This window comes from Chitinophaga skermanii (assembly GCF_003259335.1).
GTDB lineage: Bacteria > Bacteroidota > Bacteroidia > Chitinophagales > Chitinophagaceae > Chitinophaga > Chitinophaga skermanii.
In genome coordinates, this window is the sequence record NZ_QLLL01000002.1 from 125209 (window position 1) to 143269 (window position 18061).

Genomic DNA, 18061 nt, shown 5'->3' on the forward strand with positions numbered 1-18061 from the left:
GCTATGCAAACAGTAAAGGTTACTTCCATTATTGATACTTCTAAAAGCTACGAGTACATCGACAATGGCACGCCGAAACAAGGCGGTGTGAAAGATGTGTACTTCTCGCCCGATAGGAAATATGTTGTTGCCTTCTTTAGAACGCCCTTAGACTTCAACCAAAAAGATCGTATCAAGCGCATTGTTACCTTGTATTTAGACAACATCAAAAAAGGTCATGCGGCTGATTACTACTTACAAGATATTTTCCGTTGGCCTTACGATGCGGTAGAGCGAGATGGGAAAACGGGCGTGATTGTACCGGTATACGATCAGCGGTTTTTCTTTCACAAAGGGTACGGTGCGAACGATAATATCAAAGGCGGCGAAAAAGTAGGCAAATGGTTTACCTCTCCTTCTTTCAGGCATCAACAATATCCATTGTCGCTAGATCGGGCAGAATTAGGCGATTGGCTAAGTTATTTCCAAGTGGCAATTAGTATATGCCGAGGTGTAAAGAAAATGCACCAAATGGGATTAGCGCATAGCGATTTATCGTACAACAACGTATTGGTAGACCCTGTTACCAAATCGGCCAACATTATCGACCTTGATGGTTTGGTTGTGCCGAACTTATTTCCACCCGAAGTAATTGGTACCGCCGACTTTATTGCGCCAGAAGTATTGCGTACGAAGCACCTTAAAATATCGGACCCCAACCGTATTCTTCCCAACCAAAGGACCGACTTACATGCTTTGGCGGTGCTTATTTACATGTATTTACTCAGGCGGCATCCATTAAGGGGCGGGAAGATTTGGGATACGGATGCGGAGAAAGATGAACTGCTGGCAATGGGCGAAAAAGCATTGTTCGTAGAACATCCTACCGATGCCACCAACCGCGTAAAAACGGATCAATTGCGTAAATGGGATACTTTCTGGGGCAATCCTAGTAAAATTCCCTATACGGCAACCGGGCCCTATTTATCCGACCTATTTCGACGTGCTTTCATCGATGGGTTACATCAACCTATGCAGCGCCCTATTGCTAATGAATGGGAAACTGCTTTACTAAAAACAGTAGACCTTATACAACCTTGTCATAACCCTTCTTGCGAAGAGAAATGGTACGTATTCGACAATACATCCAAGCCTACTTGCCCCTTCTGTGGCACATCGCATAAAGGCACTTTACCCGTGGTGGATTTATACTTCAAGTTTAAGGATGATGTATGGAAACCTGAAGGACATCGCTTGATGGTGTACCATCAACAATACCTTTTTAAATGGCACGTGTCGAGGAAGGTAATTCGCAATGAAAGTTTAACAGCTGAAGATAAAAAACCGGTGGGCTACTTCGCTTTTCATCAAAACAAATGGGTGCTTGTGAACCTTTCGCTCGATGGTATGAAAGACCTTACTACGCAACAAACCATTCCTCACAATGCTATGGTGGAGCTAAACAGTGGTGGTAAGATTTTATTATCGAACGAGGAAGGTGGCAGGCTACTTTATATCACTATTACGAATCAATAATTACTAAAAATGGAACAAAATATTTTACAACTGCACCCCGGGCTTGTTTGGGGTTTCGCGGTAACAGTTTTCGTGATGTTGTTGCTTGATTTGGGGATTTTTCATAAGAAGAGTCATGTTGTGACCTCAAAAGAGGCATTAACCTGGTCGTTGGTATGGATTAGTTTAGCCATGGTATTCTCTGGTGTTGTATTGTGGGTGTTTAGTCATGATAGTGGCGGTTCCACCGTGGCGATAGAAAAGTTTACGCAGTTTCAAACGGCGTATTGGATAGAGAAAGCCCTATCGGTCGACAACCTATTTGTATTTATTCTTGTATTTTCTTATTTCAAAGTACCGCGGGAGTTGCATCACCGTGTGTTGTTTTGGGGTATTTTAGGCGCCCTTGTATTCCGGGCTATTTTTATATTCGCCGGTGTGGGGCTGATTAATGTTACTTACTTGAACCCCATATTGGAATTGCTGGGTGCGAAACCTTTAGCTTGGAATATTAACTTGGTATTGACCATATTCGGGATATTCCTTGTATATGCCGGTGTTAAATCTTGGGGCAAAGGCGACGAGGAAGAAGAAAGTGATTTCAGTAATTCGGCCGGTGCGAAGCTTGTACGCAGGTTATACAAAGTAAGCGACCACTACGATGGTGGCAAATTTTTCACTGTAAAGAATGGTATCAAAGTAGCTACGCCGTTATTGGTGGTAGTAGCCGTTATTGAATTCACGGATGTATTGTTCGCGGTGGATTCTATCCCGGCCATCTTTGCTATTTCAAAGGACCCATTTATTCTCTATACCTCTAACATTTTTGCCATTTTGGGTTTACGTTCGTTGTACTTCTTGTTGTCGAACTTCATACATATGTTTAGCAAATTGCCTTACGGGTTGTCGATCATTCTTTCCTTTATTGGATTGAAGATGATTATTTCGCCGTGGGTGCATATATCTTCGCCGGTTTCTTTGGGCGTTGTGGTAGGTATATTAATAATTTCGGTGGTGGCATCGTTGATGTTCCCGGAAAGGAAGGAAGCGGTGTAGCTGGATGTTTAATGAATAAGAAAAAGCCGCACAGGCCATAGACCTATGCGGCTTTGTTTATCGATGGGGGTGCTTCTGTATTAGTTCGCACTTACATTGTTCAATACAGCTTTCTTCACCGGCTTTTTCTTTTTCTTCTTACCCCACCACACTAAGAAACCGGTTATGGGCAAACTAGCACATATAAGGCTACCTAGGAAATAAATCACTTGGGTGGTCATACCAGCTAATGAACCTACGTGAAGGCCGTAATTAGCACGCATAATTAAATCTGCAAACTTTAGTTCACGGAGTGTTTTCTCGGAGGTGGGTAATTGTGCTAAAGTATGTTGATCGAGGTAAATATCTCTCCATGTACCGCGATGCATATCTACGCAAAGGTATAGTGCTTCAGCGGGTTCATCGGGGAAGGCAACGATAATTTCCTTTTTGTTGTAGACGCCAATTTCGTTGATGCCTTTACGCCATGCTTTGTCGACATTATCGATGCTGGTAATTGTGCGAATAATGCTTGTATCGGAATGGCTGCTTACCCGGGGAGGTACACTTTCACCTCCTGAAGCAGTCCAGTATACACTGGAAGAAAACCAACCGAAACACATCATTAAAGCAGAAAAGGCGAAAATGGTTGCTACGATGAAGGAATAGAAGCCTAGCACATTGTGTAAATCATAGTTAACACGCTTAAAGCTGGCTGTCCATTTAATCTTGAAACTTTTGTCGACGTTGGCTTTCTTTAAGTTTTTAGGCCACCAGAGTACGATACCTGTGACTAATAAAATGAAGAAAAGTAATGTACCATAAGCAGTGATGTGGTGGCCCACTTCATGTGGTAACCACAAAAAGATATGTCCATCTAGTACCCAATCAAAGAAATCTTCCCGTTCTACAATTGCATTTACTTGTGCCGTATATGGATTTACAAAGGCTACGGAATCACTTTTTTCGAGTGATACTACAGCGGCTTTGTCTTCCCCTTTATACCATATTGAAGTAACAGGTTTACCTGCTGCTGCGGCAGCGGATTTTGCTAAGGCCGATGGTGGCAGCATGTCTACTTTCCCCGTATTAGGCGCATGTCGCCACGGGTTGGTAGCGTTGCGGATCTCATGTTCAAACACTAATACGCAGCCGGTAATACCCATAATTACTACAATAATGCCGGATACTAATCCTAACCATAAATGCAACCACGCGTTCAGTTTCTTTAATAGTTTCTTCATCTCAAATAATTTCGTCCAAGTTCTTTCGCTCTATACTTTAATTTGCAGCCGTTCGAAATAGGGAACATACTGGTGTTGTATACTTACGCGCGGCAATGCTGCCTGCTGAAGCAATTGTTTTATCTTACCATTTGTCGATACGCAATAAATATTCATACCCCTGGTCGAAGGCCAAACCTTGGGTAAGGTTGCCTGTCATTGGATCGTATTCATACATATGTCCTTTTTTATCGGGAGAATTCAACATGATATAGGCTTTGTTATCTTCCACTACAACTGCATTTACATATACTTCACCGATATCGGTAGGTAAATCGAGTTTACGCACGATTTCACCTTTTCTTACGTTGAAGATGACGAAATAGCTTTCCCAGTAGTAGTAGAAATCGGGACGTGATCTATCGGAAGGAATTCTAACACGCGCAATGGCTTCGCCGTTACCGATGTACCACATAGCTTGGCAAGTATGACCTTTTAACGCGGCAGAAAAATCGAAGAAATAATTCGGATCGATTTCGGCCGTACCATTTTTAATACGGTAGATGGCAGAACCACCATCGTAATCGAAGCCTGCTTCTGGTACCGTGGTGAAATAAATGTCATTTCTATCATCGGTGAAAGAATACGGTGTATAACGCGTAGGTGCACCAGGTACCCAAGAGCGGCTATCTTCCAGCGTAGCGCTGATATTCATCGATGGGTAATCGATTACGGATACCAATACTTTGGGATATGGCAATGCCGGCCATTTAGCAGTATAGCTATACCCCATAAAGATTTTACCATCGCGGTATTCTACGAAACCAGGTGCAATGGCGAGGTATTCTTTCTCGGCAGGTAAAGAGATGTTCAATTCACCGTTGCTTACGCTTAAGTCGGTCACTTTTACTTCGCTGTACAGCACTTTATCGCTGGTACCGTTGGTACCGATTAGGATCAATGTTTCAGCATTCACCCATACGTGCGAGCTAATACTGGCCATTTGTGGGAACGGCACTTCTTTATCGGTGATAAGTTTGTCGTTGTTAATGTGGTATTTACCTAAGCGACCGGTATTGCTATTCAAATAATAATAATAACCATCGCGTTGAATAAAGCCTTGGTCGTTACAAATGGTGGTTACATTCACACCTTTACCATTTAAGCCAACGGAACCTTCTTTCAAGGAAGGCACTTCAACCAAGTAATAAGCAGTGTTTGGCCAACTGCCGAGCATCATCAAGGCACCGTATTTCTTATCGCGGCTACCTTCTTCTTCGGTAAAACGTTTGGGTTCTTTCTCGCAACCGGCTAACAATACAGCACAAAATACGGCCGGTGCAATAATGATATGTTGGAAAAATCTATTCAATTTCATGATCTAGTCTTAATAAATTTTATCGAATGAAGTATCTCAATTTCACAGCAAATGCACGACCCGGCTTTTGTAAGCGGAAGTTATCGTAAGCAATCTCATCCGATAAGTTGCGGCATTCTACGCCGATATTATACGTACCATCGTGCATGGAGTAAGTTAACACAGCATTGTGGATCAACTGTTTTGGAATGATGGGATTACTGTTGATGTTACCATATGCTTCCCAAGAAAGATAAAACCAGTGTACATATTGCGTATACCAATTCAACTGAATGCGAGAACCTTTACCTAACAAGTTGTTTTTACCAATGTTTACATCGGCATTCCAGAACAAGGAAGGTTGGTTCGGTACTTTATTACCGAAAGTAATATCGGGTACCGTAGAGCCTGCTTTTGTGAAACGCGTGTTGTTAATCATTCGTTGGTAGCTAAGGTTGAAGGAACCACCGATTAAATCGGCATATTGGTATTTTACTTCCCCTTCGAAACCGTTGATTTTTACGGAAGATTTATTCTCGTAACGTCTTGCCGCCGGCACGTAATAAATAAAGTCGTCGGCATTGCGGTTGAAGTAACCTGCTTCCGTGTAGAAGTTGTGTTTGCCGAGGCGTGTGCTATAGTAGAAACCGGCGTTAAAGTTGTTGCTCGATTCTGGTTTCAGGGTAAGGTTAGGTACCGTTAAGTAGCCGTTACCAAACATTTCTTCTGCTTCTTGTAGGCGGTAAGCACGTTCGTAAGATGCTTTCACGCCTAGTTCTCCCGTTATTTTAAAACGAGTAGCCACACCATAGCCGTAGTTTTCTTGGAAGTCTTTCAACCGCTCGTATACAACGGCGCCATTTGTATCGAAACGCAGTACTTGGCTTTGTTGCGTACCTACACCGTACATTTTACCGAAGAAAGTATTCGCCCAACGACCATCGAAGAAGGTTTGTTGATAAGCTATACCTATCACGTGCTTACCTAAAGTGCTGGGGATATGATCACGATCTTCTTTCAGCGTATTATAGCTTTTGTTTTGGATGTGATCGAAAGTATAGTTTAGGTTAAATGAATGTTGTTTGTTGATATCATAGCTGATGTTCAAACGAGCGAATTGACGAGGACGGGTAATTTTGCTGATCGTTGGTTCGTTGCTCATTTCGGGTTTGGTAGCTTTTACATAAGTGCCATCCCATTGGTAGCGGCGCATAGCAGTATCAACTACGTTGATTTCATCGGCAGCAATAGCACCGTAAAAGTTAAGGTGTAAGCCTTCGGTGAAGAGGTTGCTTTTTTTATAACGAACAGAACCGTTTAAGCTATGTCCTTTTCTTACAGCGGCGCCGTACACCATTTGTTGTTCGATACCTGTTTGCAGTTCTTGGTTGTAGCCTGAACCTGAGAACCCGACAAAGAAAACATCTGCCCATTTTCTATTCACCACACCCGCTTCGATTTGCCCCATAGCGGAACGGTATTGGTCGTGGAAGCGGTTGAAATCTTTTTCTACGTAGTCGTATTTTTTCTCGTCCCACACTTCTACACCGCGCATTGTATAGTTATTGTCGGCGTAATTGTAGAAAGAACTTACGCGGATAATGAATGGTGAGGCTGAATCGGGTTTGAATTGCGCGTTCAGTGATGCCCTGTGTGTATTAAAAGAACCGTAGCTATAGCTTGCATCTAGGAACCTTTGTGTGCTTTGATCGGTGACGATATTTACGATACCACCTAATGCATCGGAACCATAATCTACCGGTACTACGCCTTTGTATACTTCGATACGTTTAGCCAAGTTCACAGGGATGTTGTTTAAGCTCATAGTGCTGCCCATAATATCTAAAGGCACCCCATCGAGGAAATACTTTACTGATTTACCGGAGAGCCCGTTGATCGAGAACGTAAAATCAGACCCTACACCACCTTGTTCACGAACACGTACGCCTGTAGTGCGGCTTAGTACTTGGTTGAGGTCGGCCGTAGTATTCGCGTATTGTTTTGTGTCGATGGCATTAATAGTAAACGCTTGTTCTTTCAGTACTTGTGCTTGTGTTTTACCATATACTTGTACTTCGTCGAGGTTTTTACCAGGCGCCAGGGTAAAATCGATTGATGTATTTTTTGTTGTTAATTGGATGGTTTTTGTGGCCCGATCGAACCCAACGGCAGATACTTCAAGGGTGTACTTGCCTGTATTAGATACGCGAACCGTGTAGGTACCATTTTCGTCGGACACAGCACCTAGCTTTGTATTTTGTATACGTACAGTGGCACCTGGAATGGGTTGCCCGTTGGTGGAGGCGGTGATTTTACCGGAGATCACCCACGCACCTGTTTGCTGTGCTGCAGCAGCAAGCGTTAGCAAACACAAGGAAAAAGTAAAAAGGAATTGCCTGATGGTCATTTAATAAGTGTTTATAATTGGTGCTGTTGCTGGAGCAACTTTGTTTGTATGATTTTCCTGATTGCCGGGGGAACGCCTTCCATGCGGCTTCTATTAACAGCAATCACTTGGTTCGGCATTGTTAGCAGGATGTAGGATTGATCGGCCTGTAATTCCATCGATTGTTTAGCGCCTATGTGTTCGCCGCAATGCACTTGTACGTTTACGGGAATATCGTTGGAAGAGCTGTTGTCGATTTCTACAATACCGCAAAGCTGCACGAGTAATGGACCGGATGAGTCGATCGCAACATGGCTACCGGGCCCGGCATTATAACTAAGTGCTTTGTTATGCTGCTGGTTCGGGTGATTGAGTTGCCAGCCCATCCAACTACCGGCCATGATAACCGTGGCGATACTAGCAGCAATGGCCATACGATAGCGACGGTAAAAAGGTACTACCCCGTTTCGTGGTAATACTTGGGTGGATAGTTGTTGCCAAGTGGCATCAAACGCAGCCTTTTCTCCTTCGAAGGGAAGCGAATCGTTTGGCGACGCGGCACCTTGAAGCCAAGCCTCTACTGCCAGCTTTTCAGCCGGTGTGCATGCTTGTTGGAGGTAGCGTTCTAATAGTTCTTTGTTGATGTCCATATTCATGTAACTATATATTAGTTCCATGAACAAGCCTTACCCCCTAACGACTCAATAAAAAAATTTGAAAAAATACCATGAACAAGGAAGAAAGTTGGGATTTGAGGAACTTATGTGCCCGCGTGATGTGGTTTTCCACGGTTTTCTCAGATACCTCTAGCTTAGCGGCAATTTCCCGGTTCATGAGCCCGGCCTCGCGTTTGAGGGTAAATACTTCGCGGCATTGCTGGGGCATTTTACAAACAGCCTTTTGAATACATTCGGAAAGGTTACGGTATAGCACCGTGTTTTCGGTACCTGCTTCACATTGCATAGCACATTGGGCGTAATTCGCTTCATGGGCAGCATGACTAAGCTTGTCGCGAAGGTATTGGAACGATTTCAATCGTACTGCACGAACGAGGTAATGTTCGATATTGCCTTCTATACGGCGGGTGGTTCTATTTTGCCACAGGGAAGTAAATACATCTTGCACCACTTCTTGGGCGGCATGTTCATCCTGTAGCACATGGAAGCTGGTACGGAGTAATTGCAGGCCATAAGATTGATAGGCGGCAGTGAATATAGCCTCCGTGACTTCGGTTGTTATATGATCTTGTGGTGCATGCATTCCCTTGTAGTGTGCGCAGGTTGTGGTGTTGAAAACAGGGCAAAAGTACTAGTGGTGTAGGTTAGATGTTTGCGAAATCGGGAAAATTATATTTGTATGGTTAAATAGAAATGTACGCTAGAATGTTGGCTATAGCGGGATGTAGGCGGAAAATTGGGATGAGAATTATTTCATTTACCTATCGTTTATTAAATATGCACCGGTTGATAGAAATCATGATAAATAATTTATTTTTACGACAAGCGATCAAACTAAAAAATCTAAACAACCTATGAACAGTAAACAAGGACCATCATTTGTTTTGCTCATTGTAGCCATCATTGTTGGTGTAGCCCTTTATAAGCAATTCGATTTTGAAACAAAAACATTTGCCAAGCCGGCATTATCGGTGGTATACGGTATTACTTTACTAGTGGCCGTAACTGTTATCGTAAGGAATTTGCGGAAGAAATAATTCGGCATACTAACGGGTTGGGTGAAATGCCTAGCCCGTTGGTTATTTTGTGTTTTGGCTTATTAACGAAATTTTATGGAAGAGAAGATTGCCTATAAGCTTTTACTGAAACAATATTGTGAACAGGTATTGCTGGATCGTATTGCTACTACTCAGCAAGCCATGAACGAAGCGCAAGCGGCGGCCAACAATGAAAGTAAAAGTTCGGCTGGTGATAAATACGAAACAGCGCGGGCGATGAGCCACATGGAAAAGGATATGCATGCAAGGCAATTGTTGGCGCACCAGCAAGAACTACATGCCTTGCGGGCCATTAATGTACAAACGATTTACCAGCTACCTACGGCAGGGGCGTTCATTCAAACCACCACTACCCTCTTCTTCATTGGTGCTGGGCTTGGCAAACAATTGGTCAATAAAGCAACCATTATCTTTCTTTCCCCCTCATCACCTTTAGCATTACAATTAGCCAAGAAAAAAGTGGGCGATGAAATTGAGTTTAAAGGGAAAGTAGCTATCCTCGATATTTATTAATTTCTAATTTTAATCTTCCCACCATAGGTAGGTTGACCAAGAAATTTGTTTGTGCCTTACCTTTGCGGCGGTTATAAACAAAATACATGAGTCAATTTTCGCATATAAACCTGCCGCTAAAGCATAAGCTCACCTTTACTGCTAACCCAGTAAACGTAGTACCATTGCCGAATAGCGAGATTTTAATGAACTTTGCCAGCCAGCCACTGATTACCAAATTAAGCGCTCAACTCGAGATCGTTTGGGAGAAAATCATGCAAGGGCACAATGTAAAGTATGTAAGCAGTAAACTATCTGCCTCTTCTGATGGTCGCCTTATTGCCATTGCCGGGATGACAGATTTGCGCATTCTTGATGCGGAAGGCACCCAAGTGCTTCACACCGTAGAACATCCATCGTGGAACTGGTTTTTAGGCGCAGCTTGCTATTTTTCTACCGACAACCAAACCATTTGGTACGTGATCCCAGGTGAGGAAGAAGCTACCGACAAGTTACAGGTAATGGACGCTACTACTTTCGAGGTGATTGCCAGCTACCCGCTGTTGGATAGTCAACAATATACTTATACTTTCCACGCTACACCTAGTAACGATGTAATTTTCCTCGAAGCAGCTGCGGGACAGGAAGAAACCGTGTTAATGCAATTGGCGCTTCAAAACGGCCGTATTTCCTTCGTTGAATTAACGCAATGTGCCGATATGATCTTTGGTAACTTTGCACCATCGGGGAAAGAATTCGTGATGGCACCACATTATGATGGACCGCTAAAGGTTTACTCCTTCCCGGAAATTGTTGAAATAGCCAGCCAAGAGCAAGATGCTATTTTCGATGGTAGTAAAGATTTCCCTGCTTCGGAACCCGATAATATCAACTATACAGTTTACTTTATTGATAACGCGCATATCCTGGTTGTATCACAATTCGGTAGATTACTTTTGTTAAACAGGGCCGATTTACTTTGTAAGGCGGAAGTAATGCCAGCAGGTATCGAGTTTACAGCTTACAACATGGATGGCAATCCAACGAGCAACCCAGATTATATTTACGATTATAGCAGCAATATCATCAACGTTATTCTTATACACCACCAGTTATTATTAACAACCGGTGATGGTGAATTAAGAAGTTATGATTTGCCGGTTTGATAAACTTTTATTGAGGTGCCTCCAGGTTTGGGGGCACTTTTTTTCACCTCTCCCTTTTCCTACTCCAATATCCCTAACCCTGGACTTTACAACCAAGTAATTTGGACTTTATGGCCAACCTATCCCATTCCAAAATGCGGAACTTTGTGATCGAAATAACACAACAACCTACGTAGCAAATACTGTTATATGTAGGTAACCACTTTTTAAACGGATCGTATGGAAGAGCATCACAAACAACTTAAGGAAGCACTTACAGCGCCACAAATTCTATTCAATGCGTATACAAACGCGCAAATGGAAGGCGAGGCATTTGTAACAGACCATATATTCAGTTATATCATAGCGGGTAAGCAGGATATTTGGGTAGCTGGTAATAAGTATGCATTCGGGGAAGGCGATTACCGTTTCTTTACAAGAAACCAGTTGGCGAGGTATGTAAAAACCCCGGTAAGCGGCATTTTCCAGTCTATAGCCGTGCATATCGACCAGTTTACGTTACAAGACATGAGCGAGCAATATGGGCTACATAAAACACATCCTAGTAATCCAGGTGCCCCGGTGTTGCTTCAGCCCGGGAACCTCTTACAAGGCTATGTCGATTCATTACGGCCGTACTTGCATTTGCAACAACCCGATCCGCAGATAATAGCCCTGAAAACACGGGAGCTTGTATTGTTATTAATCAAAAACGAGCCGAGGTTGAAGGATATTCTCTTCGATTTTAGTGAACCGGGTAAGTTAGATTTACAGGCATTCATGAATAACCATTTCCGTTATAACGTGCCGTTGGAGCGCTTTGCATATCTAACAGGGCGTAGCTTATCGGGGTTTAAGCGCGATTTCGAAAAGTTATACCATACATCACCCGGTAAGTGGTTATTGGAAAAAAGATTACAAGCTGCTAAGTTCCTCTTAGAAGAGAAAAACGAAAAGCCGTCTAATATATACCTCGATCTTGGGTTTGAAGATCTCTCCCATTTCTCCCATGCTTATAAAAAAGCATACGGCCATGCGCCGAATAGGCATCTAAACAAGTCATAAAAATTAACATAATGGATACACAATTAAAGGGCAAAAGAGCCCTGGTAACCGGGTCTAGTTCCGGTTTAGGCGAAGCTATTGCCAAGATGTTAGCACGTGAAGGGGCTACTGTTATTATTCATGGTCGTAACCGTGAACGTGCCGAACAGGTCGCCGGCAGCATAATCCAATCCGGCGGGTTAGCCGAGGTAGCAATAGGCGATTTATCTACGAATGAAGGTGCAGATGCTGTGGCGGCCGCTGCATTACAATCCGGGCCAATTGATATCCTGGTGAACAATGCGGGTGCTACTTCCCATCAATCGTGGGGGGAAGCCAGTGCTGAAGATTGGTTAGATATCTACAATACCAACGTAGTAGCCTACGTAAGAATGATACAACGTATTGTGCCACAAATGAAGCTACAAGGATGGGGCCGCGTGATTCATATTGGCGGCGGGCTTGCGATTCAGCCTATTAAGGAGCAACCCCATTATAACGCTACTTTGGCGGCACGGCATAATATGTCGGTATCGTTGGCTAGGCAATTGAAAGAAACGGGGATTACATCAAACGTAGTATCGCCCGGCGCGATTATGAATCCCATGGTGGAAGAATGGTTGCAACAAGCTGCACCGAAGTTTGGTTGGGGTACTGATTTGGAAGAAATTAAGTATAAAGCTGTGCAGGATTTAATTCCTAATGATACCGGGAGATTTGGAGAACCGGAAGAGATTGCCGGTGCTGTTACGTATTTGTGCAGTAGGTATGCGGATTATATTAGCGGGGCTGTATTGAGAGTGGATGGTGGTACGATTCGGTGTTTGTAGGGATGTTTGGTTGAACGCTAAAGGATGGCAATATGTTGTCCTTTAGCTGTTTAATTTGTACTTATTTTGATTCAAGTATGCCTCCCACCTGCTTGTAAAAGACTATCCATCTTATCATACCCAAGTGACCCAAAAATACCTTCGAAAGAATATCAATTAGAAAAGGATCATAAGATATCGAGATGATTACATAAGCCCACTGGTATATCATCCTATTCTTCATAAATATTTCTTTAATTCATCCGGGGTAACCCTTAGTTCGTCAGCAACATCAAAAATTGTTAAGGGGGTGAAATCATTGATCCCTAGTTTCTTTTTGATACGCGCAATTAGGTTGCGGGTGGCACGTTCTTTAAATCCTGTGATGGCCATTAAGTCTTTGGCAGTAAGAAATATTCTGCTATTTTTCGTTGATAGTGGGTTACTTTTTTCCATATCCAAAAATTTGATATTGATATCTTTTGGGGATTTCAATATGACTAGTTAATACATTTGGTAAGTGTTTCAACTGTTGAGATATTGATGCCATATTAAATGCCATTTCAATTGACAGTTCGCTATCGTTCAGCTGCATGAAGGGTCTAATAATAAATACCGGGTTATGACAACAAACTACCTTATAGCACACCACAGCATGTAAATACTAGTCCTTTTCTGTGTTTCAATACAAAGCAAGCAATTGGAAATGGCGGTACCTGTTAGTACAATTTCAAATCTTTCAGCAGGTGAGTTCGTCGGCATTTGTGCCGACACACCGCAACAGCCGATAGAACTAAAACGATTCCACGCCCGCGTTTTAGTTCATGATCTAGCCCTTAAAGTTGAGAAAGAATCCTACCTGCCTATACCAGTAGTAAAGGCGGTGACCAGGGAAGACATAATGGACAACTACGAGATTATAAAGCAGGACGTACAGGATATTGTGGACGCAGTATTACAGTCCGTTTTAAATAACCCATCAAAGGAAGGGCTAATAGTAAAAAAAAACTAATTAGCCACAGTTGACCGAAATTGCGGTGCGCTTTCGACCGGTCATAAACTACCGGTCGAAAGGGCCACCTGAGTATGTTATTGCTGCTTGTGATGACACTCCGCGAATTTTTTGCCGCTACCACAAGGGCAAGGGTCATTCAGCGTGATAAAATACTTTTTCACAACGAAGTCTGGATTATCAATAGCATCCTGCATTCCAGGTGTATTACTGGCTGCGATAAACTCGTCGATCTTCTTTTTCTGTTCCTCAATTTCTTGGTCAGAAATCTTTCTTTCAAATTTCGGCGGCCATGCTAAATACTTGTTCCATAACTTGTAAATTATGAAATCCGGAACGCGTGGCGGTTCCTTCAATGTTCGATCAATATCTTTCCTTTCAGATAATGTTGATCTATAGCCAATAGCTTCCTGTAACCCCTTTTTCAATTGGTCGCCAGAAATGAAAGTATGCCTTTCACCAACCAGTAATTCAATTACAGACTTATGGAACTTGTCATTCGAGGAAAAAATTAAACAAAATGGCAGATAGTACAAATATTGTAGATCAACATGATTTGTTGGTCGAGTTCCGATAAGATGGTTTTTTAATCCTATGTAAAAGAACAGCTTCACTAAGCAACAGTAAAAAGCATAAGGAGCGAAACTACTAAATTTCTTCTCCGGTTGTTGTTCCCACCTTGCAAAAATGACCGCGGCGGATTCCGCACTGATGCCAAACTCTGCAATACAAAACTTCAAAATACCTGTTTGGTTCTGCGGGTCAGCCATGATTTGATCTACATAATTCTTTACCTCTTGGAGCGATTTTAGTGGTGGGCTTCCTGCATCACCTTTCTTTAGCTGCTGTTGTAAATTTTCCAAAATATCCTTTTGAGTAGTAACCTCTCTCCACAGTTTAGCGACTAGCTCATCTGTAGTTGAAAACTCTCCAGTCCTCCATTTACCTAATGCTTTCTCCTCCGCCGAATCTTCAATATGAAATCCTCTTAGCCCAGTTGTACTTTCTTTCGTTGTAATTTCTCCAACTATCGGACGGTTATCAATGTTCACCATATCTCCCAATAAATCCATTTCTATCAACTTGGAATAATGAATATTAACGGCAGAATTGTGTGGTAGCAGTTTTCTAGCCAGCTTCACAACAGATTCTTTTGAAGATTTGCCCTCACTTTCGTCTTTCTTCAAATCACCCAAAACTTCCATCACAAGGACAGGTGTAATATTTGGTAGAAAATAGTTATGCAACATATTAATCTCCTCCGGATTGAGCATCTGGAAAGAGGATTTATCTAAAATAATTGATATTGACATAATACTCTTTTAAGCCATTTCTATCGATTATATATTTTCCATATCGGTATCGCTCGCTTCTTTTGGAATGATAGGTTGCGGAGCTATAGGAATCTCATTACTTAACATGCCCGTATCAATAGCTAGATCAAGAAGTTTTATGCACTCGATGAATGAAAATCCATAAATCACTTTACTTGGGACTAAAACTTTACTGACTAATCCGACAAGAAAGCCGTCACTATCTACTATTGGCGCTCCGCTGCATCCTTTGTAGTCATATTTATCAGTGATAACCTGTGGCGAAACGAATAATTGAAAGCTCTTATTGGTTCCGTGGAACTTTATACTATGCTTAAATGTATTTTCCATTTTAAGCTGCATTCCAGAATAATCTGGTCTAATTCGACCAAAGAAGCAATATGTTTTTTCAGGTGAAGGTTCAACGATATTGCGACTATCAAGAATCATCTTGTGACCTTGCGAAATTTTAAATGCTTTAAAATCCAATTCTTCTTGTCGAAGTTCAAAATTCTCCTTAATCTCAGCAAAGGTAATATCCATCTTTTCCCCAGCTTTGAAAAGATCATCAAGTTCCTTTATTTCTTTAGCATTGGAAACTTTGTACAAATCAAAATAACAAAGACCACCCATAGGTTTCAACATAAACCCAGGCTTGCCTTCTTCTTCGGAAGGAATACCTGTTTCTAGGTAAGTTCCTAAGGTATCATCCTCGGTGACATGGCGTACTGAAACGAGGAAATACCTATCACGATGAAAAAGGATGCAACCGCTGCCAAAGCCTATCGGTTTCATATCAGTTTTAGCCGCTAAAAAAATTTGAATTGATGATCTAACTGCTACTTCAGGAACGGTAAGGTTTTTTTGCTCGCCTTTCATAACTATTTCAATATAATTTAAATAAAATTCATTTCTAATACTCGGAATCGGAAACACTTCATAATATACGATATTTTTAAATATCTCAAGCAACATCATAGGCGTTACTATTCTCGATGCTGGTAAAAGTCAATCTTGTTACGGTAAAAGTCAACTGGCTATTCCCTTTTAAATTCCATACTTCACGTATTTTTCTAGTACAGATTGCAAAACGATGGTAGTTCTCCCTCAATTAGTCCGCAGTAGGAAATTTACGAGCCTATCACTTATACAGCTTAGGCAACGATTGAAATTTATAGAAACCCACTTGTATGATCTTGGTAAACGTATTTCTGCGTTCAACGTCATACAAAAGAAAACCTTTGTCCAAAAAATACAACGGGAGCTACTAATCTTCCAAATTGGGTATTACTTCGCCCTTTACGAACATCTGTATAATATTCTGATGGAGAAAGAAAAAAAAGACTTCATCGCCCAAAACCCGCGAATGAAAATACTATTTGACGAGAGGATAGTAAAAGATATACAGGACATTATCAGATTGCGCGAAAAAGCAAAGAAAAATCCTCCTAAGCCGCTGTAAATCGTTTTCTGTTTTCAAAACCACCACCCATTTTTTAAACATTTTCTAAATTTTAAACCTTTGTAACACTTTGATACATCTTGCCCGTGATGCACTGCCTCTGCTCCATTTATGAGCGTTCTTTTGCCTTCATAACCTTTGTAAATTTGTATCATCCCTCGTAGCACTTGGATTTTGTGACGTATGAACATGAGTGTGTTATGAACAAAAAAATGACGCCTGAAATGGCGGTAAAAATCCTGAGTGAACAAGGCATTGCGGTCACTCTGGAAGATGCCGTGGCTATTCTTGAAATTATCTACCGGCTTGCAGAAATTACAATCACCGAAATTTTAGACCATGAAGATTGCTGACTTATATATTCGAGTAAGCACAGATGATCAGCGCGATAAGGGATTTTCTCAAAGATACCAGGAGGAAGTTTTGAGAAAATATTGCGATCATAATTTCATCCAGGTGCGCCATACAATTTTTGAAGATCACAGCGCGAAAACCTTTAATCGCCCACAGTGGAACAAATTGCTTACCGATTGGCGAAAGACCAGAAACCAGGTTGATTTTGTGCTATTTACGAAATGGGACAGATTCTCGCGTAATGCGGGAGACGCCTATCAAATGATTAGTACTATCAGAAAACTCAATATAGAGCCGCAAGCTATAGAGCAACCGCTGGACATGACCGTCCCCGAAAGCAAAATCATGATGGCTGTGTACCTCGCCGTACCCGAAGCAGAGAATGATCGCCGTGCGCTTAATGTTTTCTATGGTATGCGCCGCGCACGAAAGGAAGGTAGATGGATGGGAACGGCCCCCATTGGCTACCAGAATAAAACAGACGAATCAGGAAAATCAAAATACATCTGCCCCAAAGACCCGGAGGCAAGTATCATGAAATGGGCTTTTGAGGAAATTGCTACCTGCCAATACAACACCGAACAAATCTTGCAAATGGCCCGTAAACGGGGCTTAAAATGCAGCAAAAACAATTTTTGGGTAGCAATACGAAATCCTGTGTATTGTGGTAAAATACACGTCCCTAAATACCGGGATGAAGAAAGCATCTTTGTACAGGGCAAACATGAAGGCATCATTTCCTCTACTTTATTCTATCTCGTTCAGGAAATACTTGATGGACGGCGTAAAAAGCAGCGCACAAAAATTGTTGTTGACGATCAATTGCCCCTACGCGGTTTTCTCCTATGCCCCCGTTGCGGTAGGGTCTTAACTGGCAGCGCATCAAAGGGAAGAAATCGTCACTACCATTACTATCACTGCATTACTTCGTGCGGCTGTCGCTTCCCGGCAGAACGTGCAAATAGTCTCTTTGCAAAAGAGCTTCGTAAATATGTGCCACGATCACCATACAATCAGCTTTTCCGCCCAGCGCTGGAATACTATTTTGTAGCACAAACTAAGGGTATCAGCGAGGAAAGAGATCGTCTACTAAATCAAATCGATGCTTATACAGAATTAATACGAGAAGCTAGAAAACTGCTATTTCAGCAGCAGATAACACCGGGAGATTTTAAAGAAAGCAAGGAAGAATACGAAAAG

At 42.1% G+C, this 18061-nt stretch carries 17 protein-coding genes and 1 pseudogene; 10 read left to right on the top strand and 8 right to left on the bottom strand.

Annotated features, from left to right (window positions below; genetic code table 11):
- Positions 1–3 precede the first annotated feature (3 nt).
- Both LX64_RS04555 and LX64_RS04560 read left to right on the top strand, forming a co-directional pair.
- Positions 4–1515: a helix-hairpin-helix domain-containing protein gene (locus tag LX64_RS04555; protein WP_111596450.1), complete on the top strand. Its 1512-nt coding sequence runs from the start codon at positions 4–6 to the stop codon at positions 1513–1515.
- Between the two features lie 9 nt (positions 1516–1524).
- A complete protein-coding gene (locus LX64_RS04560; protein WP_111596451.1) occupies positions 1525–2550 on the top strand; it encodes a TerC family protein in 1026 nt (341 codons plus the stop codon).
- A gap of 80 nt (positions 2551–2630) precedes the next feature.
- Here LX64_RS04560 and LX64_RS04565 read toward each other — a convergent pair whose 3' ends face one another.
- The 5 genes from LX64_RS04565 to LX64_RS04585 form a co-directional block, all read right to left on the bottom strand.
- The gene (locus tag LX64_RS04565; RefSeq protein ID WP_111596452.1) at positions 2631–3773 is read right to left on the bottom strand and encodes a PepSY-associated TM helix domain-containing protein; all 1143 of its coding nucleotides are present in this window, start codon (positions 3771–3773) and stop codon (positions 2631–2633) included.
- Between the two features lie 124 nt (positions 3774–3897).
- Complete coding sequence (locus tag LX64_RS04570) at positions 3898–5130, bottom strand: DUF4374 domain-containing protein (RefSeq protein ID WP_111596453.1); 1233 nt, start codon at positions 5128–5130, stop codon at positions 3898–3900.
- Between the two features lie 19 nt (positions 5131–5149).
- Positions 5150–7516 (bottom strand): TonB-dependent receptor, encoded by a 2367-nt coding sequence (locus tag LX64_RS04575; RefSeq protein WP_111596454.1) that lies wholly within the window; start codon positions 7514–7516, stop codon positions 5150–5152.
- Positions 7517–7527: 11 nt separating this feature from the next.
- The gene (locus LX64_RS04580; RefSeq protein ID WP_148707195.1) at positions 7528–8151 is read right to left on the bottom strand and encodes a hypothetical protein; all 624 of its coding nucleotides are present in this window, start codon (positions 8149–8151) and stop codon (positions 7528–7530) included.
- A 37-nt stretch (positions 8152–8188) separates the two neighbouring features.
- Positions 8189–8755: an RNA polymerase sigma-70 factor gene (locus tag LX64_RS04585; protein WP_111596456.1), complete on the bottom strand. Its 567-nt coding sequence runs from the start codon at positions 8753–8755 to the stop codon at positions 8189–8191.
- A gap of 271 nt (positions 8756–9026) precedes the next feature.
- Between LX64_RS04585 and LX64_RS04590 the strand changes: the two genes are divergently transcribed.
- From LX64_RS04590 to LX64_RS04610, 5 genes are all read left to right on the top strand, one after another.
- Positions 9027–9209, top strand: a complete 183-nt coding sequence (locus tag LX64_RS04590) for a hypothetical protein (RefSeq protein ID WP_111596457.1) — start codon at positions 9027–9029, stop codon at positions 9207–9209.
- 75 nt (positions 9210–9284) lie between these two features.
- A complete protein-coding gene (locus LX64_RS04595; RefSeq protein ID WP_111596458.1) occupies positions 9285–9743 on the top strand; it encodes a hypothetical protein in 459 nt (152 codons plus the stop codon).
- A gap of 86 nt (positions 9744–9829) precedes the next feature.
- Positions 9830–10888, top strand: a complete 1059-nt coding sequence (locus tag LX64_RS04600; RefSeq protein WP_111596459.1) for a hypothetical protein — start codon at positions 9830–9832, stop codon at positions 10886–10888.
- 219 nt (positions 10889–11107) lie between these two features.
- Positions 11108–11932, top strand: a complete 825-nt coding sequence (locus LX64_RS04605; RefSeq protein WP_245952552.1) for a helix-turn-helix domain-containing protein — start codon at positions 11108–11110, stop codon at positions 11930–11932.
- Between the two features lie 11 nt (positions 11933–11943).
- The gene (locus LX64_RS04610) at positions 11944–12741 is read left to right on the top strand and encodes an SDR family NAD(P)-dependent oxidoreductase (protein ID WP_111596460.1); all 798 of its coding nucleotides are present in this window, start codon (positions 11944–11946) and stop codon (positions 12739–12741) included.
- Between the two features lie 219 nt (positions 12742–12960).
- Here LX64_RS04610 and LX64_RS04615 read toward each other — a convergent pair whose 3' ends face one another.
- The gene (locus LX64_RS04615) at positions 12961–13176 is read right to left on the bottom strand and encodes a hypothetical protein (RefSeq protein WP_111596461.1); all 216 of its coding nucleotides are present in this window, start codon (positions 13174–13176) and stop codon (positions 12961–12963) included.
- Between the two features lie 250 nt (positions 13177–13426).
- On the opposite strand from LX64_RS04615, the gene LX64_RS04620 reads away from it, so the two are divergent.
- Positions 13427–13732 carry a hypothetical protein gene (locus tag LX64_RS04620; protein WP_111596462.1) on the top strand — a complete coding sequence of 102 codons (306 nt, stop codon included), beginning with the start codon at positions 13427–13429 and terminating at the stop codon, positions 13730–13732.
- A gap of 77 nt (positions 13733–13809) precedes the next feature.
- On the opposite strand, the gene LX64_RS04625 is transcribed toward LX64_RS04620, so the two are convergent.
- Together LX64_RS04625 and LX64_RS04630 are read right to left on the bottom strand one after the other, a co-directional pair.
- On the bottom strand, positions 13810–15045 hold the full coding sequence (locus LX64_RS04625) for an SEC-C domain-containing protein (protein WP_111596463.1): 1236 nt from the start codon (positions 15043–15045) through the stop codon (positions 13810–13812).
- 27 nt (positions 15046–15072) lie between these two features.
- On the bottom strand, positions 15073–15924 hold the full coding sequence (locus tag LX64_RS04630; protein ID WP_148707196.1) for a hypothetical protein: 852 nt from the start codon (positions 15922–15924) through the stop codon (positions 15073–15075).
- Positions 15925–16707: 783 nt separating this feature from the next.
- On the opposite strand from LX64_RS04630, the gene LX64_RS25950 reads away from it, so the two are divergent.
- Together LX64_RS25950 and LX64_RS26435 are read left to right on the top strand one after the other, a co-directional pair.
- Positions 16708–16860 (top strand): hypothetical protein, encoded by a 153-nt coding sequence (locus LX64_RS25950; RefSeq protein WP_158538526.1) that lies wholly within the window; start codon positions 16708–16710, stop codon positions 16858–16860.
- Positions 16847–17833: pseudogene (locus LX64_RS26435) on the top strand (recombinase family protein); the annotation flags it as partial. The gene LX64_RS25950 and the pseudogene LX64_RS26435, both read left to right, overlap by 14 nt.
- Between the last annotated feature and the right edge of the window lie 228 nt (positions 17834–18061).

Coding starts and splice junctions, on each gene's coding strand:
- LX64_RS04620 (WP_111596462.1), top strand. CDS start 13,427: ATGGCGGTACCTGTTAGTACAATTTCAAATCTTTCAGCAGGTGAGTTC.
- LX64_RS04570 (WP_111596453.1), bottom strand. CDS start 5,130: ATGAAATTGAATAGATTTTTCCAACATATCATTATTGCACCGGCCGTA.
- LX64_RS04625 (WP_111596463.1), bottom strand. CDS start 15,045: ATGTCAATATCAATTATTTTAGATAAATCCTCTTTCCAGATGCTCAAT.
- LX64_RS04610 (WP_111596460.1), top strand. CDS start 11,944: ATGGATACACAATTAAAGGGCAAAAGAGCCCTGGTAACCGGGTCTAGT.
- LX64_RS04585 (WP_111596456.1), bottom strand. CDS start 8,755: ATGCATGCACCACAAGATCATATAACAACCGAAGTCACGGAGGCTATA.
- LX64_RS04630 (WP_148707196.1), bottom strand. CDS start 15,924: ATGAAAGGCGAGCAAAAAAACCTTACCGTTCCTGAAGTAGCAGTTAGA.
- LX64_RS25950 (WP_158538526.1), top strand. CDS start 16,708: ATGAACAAAAAAATGACGCCTGAAATGGCGGTAAAAATCCTGAGTGAA.
- LX64_RS04590 (WP_111596457.1), top strand. CDS start 9,027: ATGAACAGTAAACAAGGACCATCATTTGTTTTGCTCATTGTAGCCATC.
- LX64_RS04615 (WP_111596461.1), bottom strand. CDS start 13,176: ATGGAAAAAAGTAACCCACTATCAACGAAAAATAGCAGAATATTTCTT.
- LX64_RS04565 (WP_111596452.1), bottom strand. CDS start 3,773: ATGAAGAAACTATTAAAGAAACTGAACGCGTGGTTGCATTTATGGTTA.
- LX64_RS04555 (WP_111596450.1), top strand. CDS start 4: ATGCAAACAGTAAAGGTTACTTCCATTATTGATACTTCTAAAAGCTAC.
- LX64_RS04600 (WP_111596459.1), top strand. CDS start 9,830: ATGAGTCAATTTTCGCATATAAACCTGCCGCTAAAGCATAAGCTCACC.
- LX64_RS04595 (WP_111596458.1), top strand. CDS start 9,285: ATGGAAGAGAAGATTGCCTATAAGCTTTTACTGAAACAATATTGTGAA.
- LX64_RS04575 (WP_111596454.1), bottom strand. CDS start 7,516: ATGACCATCAGGCAATTCCTTTTTACTTTTTCCTTGTGTTTGCTAACG.
- LX64_RS04605 (WP_245952552.1), top strand. CDS start 11,108: ATGGAAGAGCATCACAAACAACTTAAGGAAGCACTTACAGCGCCACAA.
- LX64_RS04580 (WP_148707195.1), bottom strand. CDS start 8,151: ATGAATATGGACATCAACAAAGAACTATTAGAACGCTACCTCCAACAA.
- LX64_RS04560 (WP_111596451.1), top strand. CDS start 1,525: ATGGAACAAAATATTTTACAACTGCACCCCGGGCTTGTTTGGGGTTTC.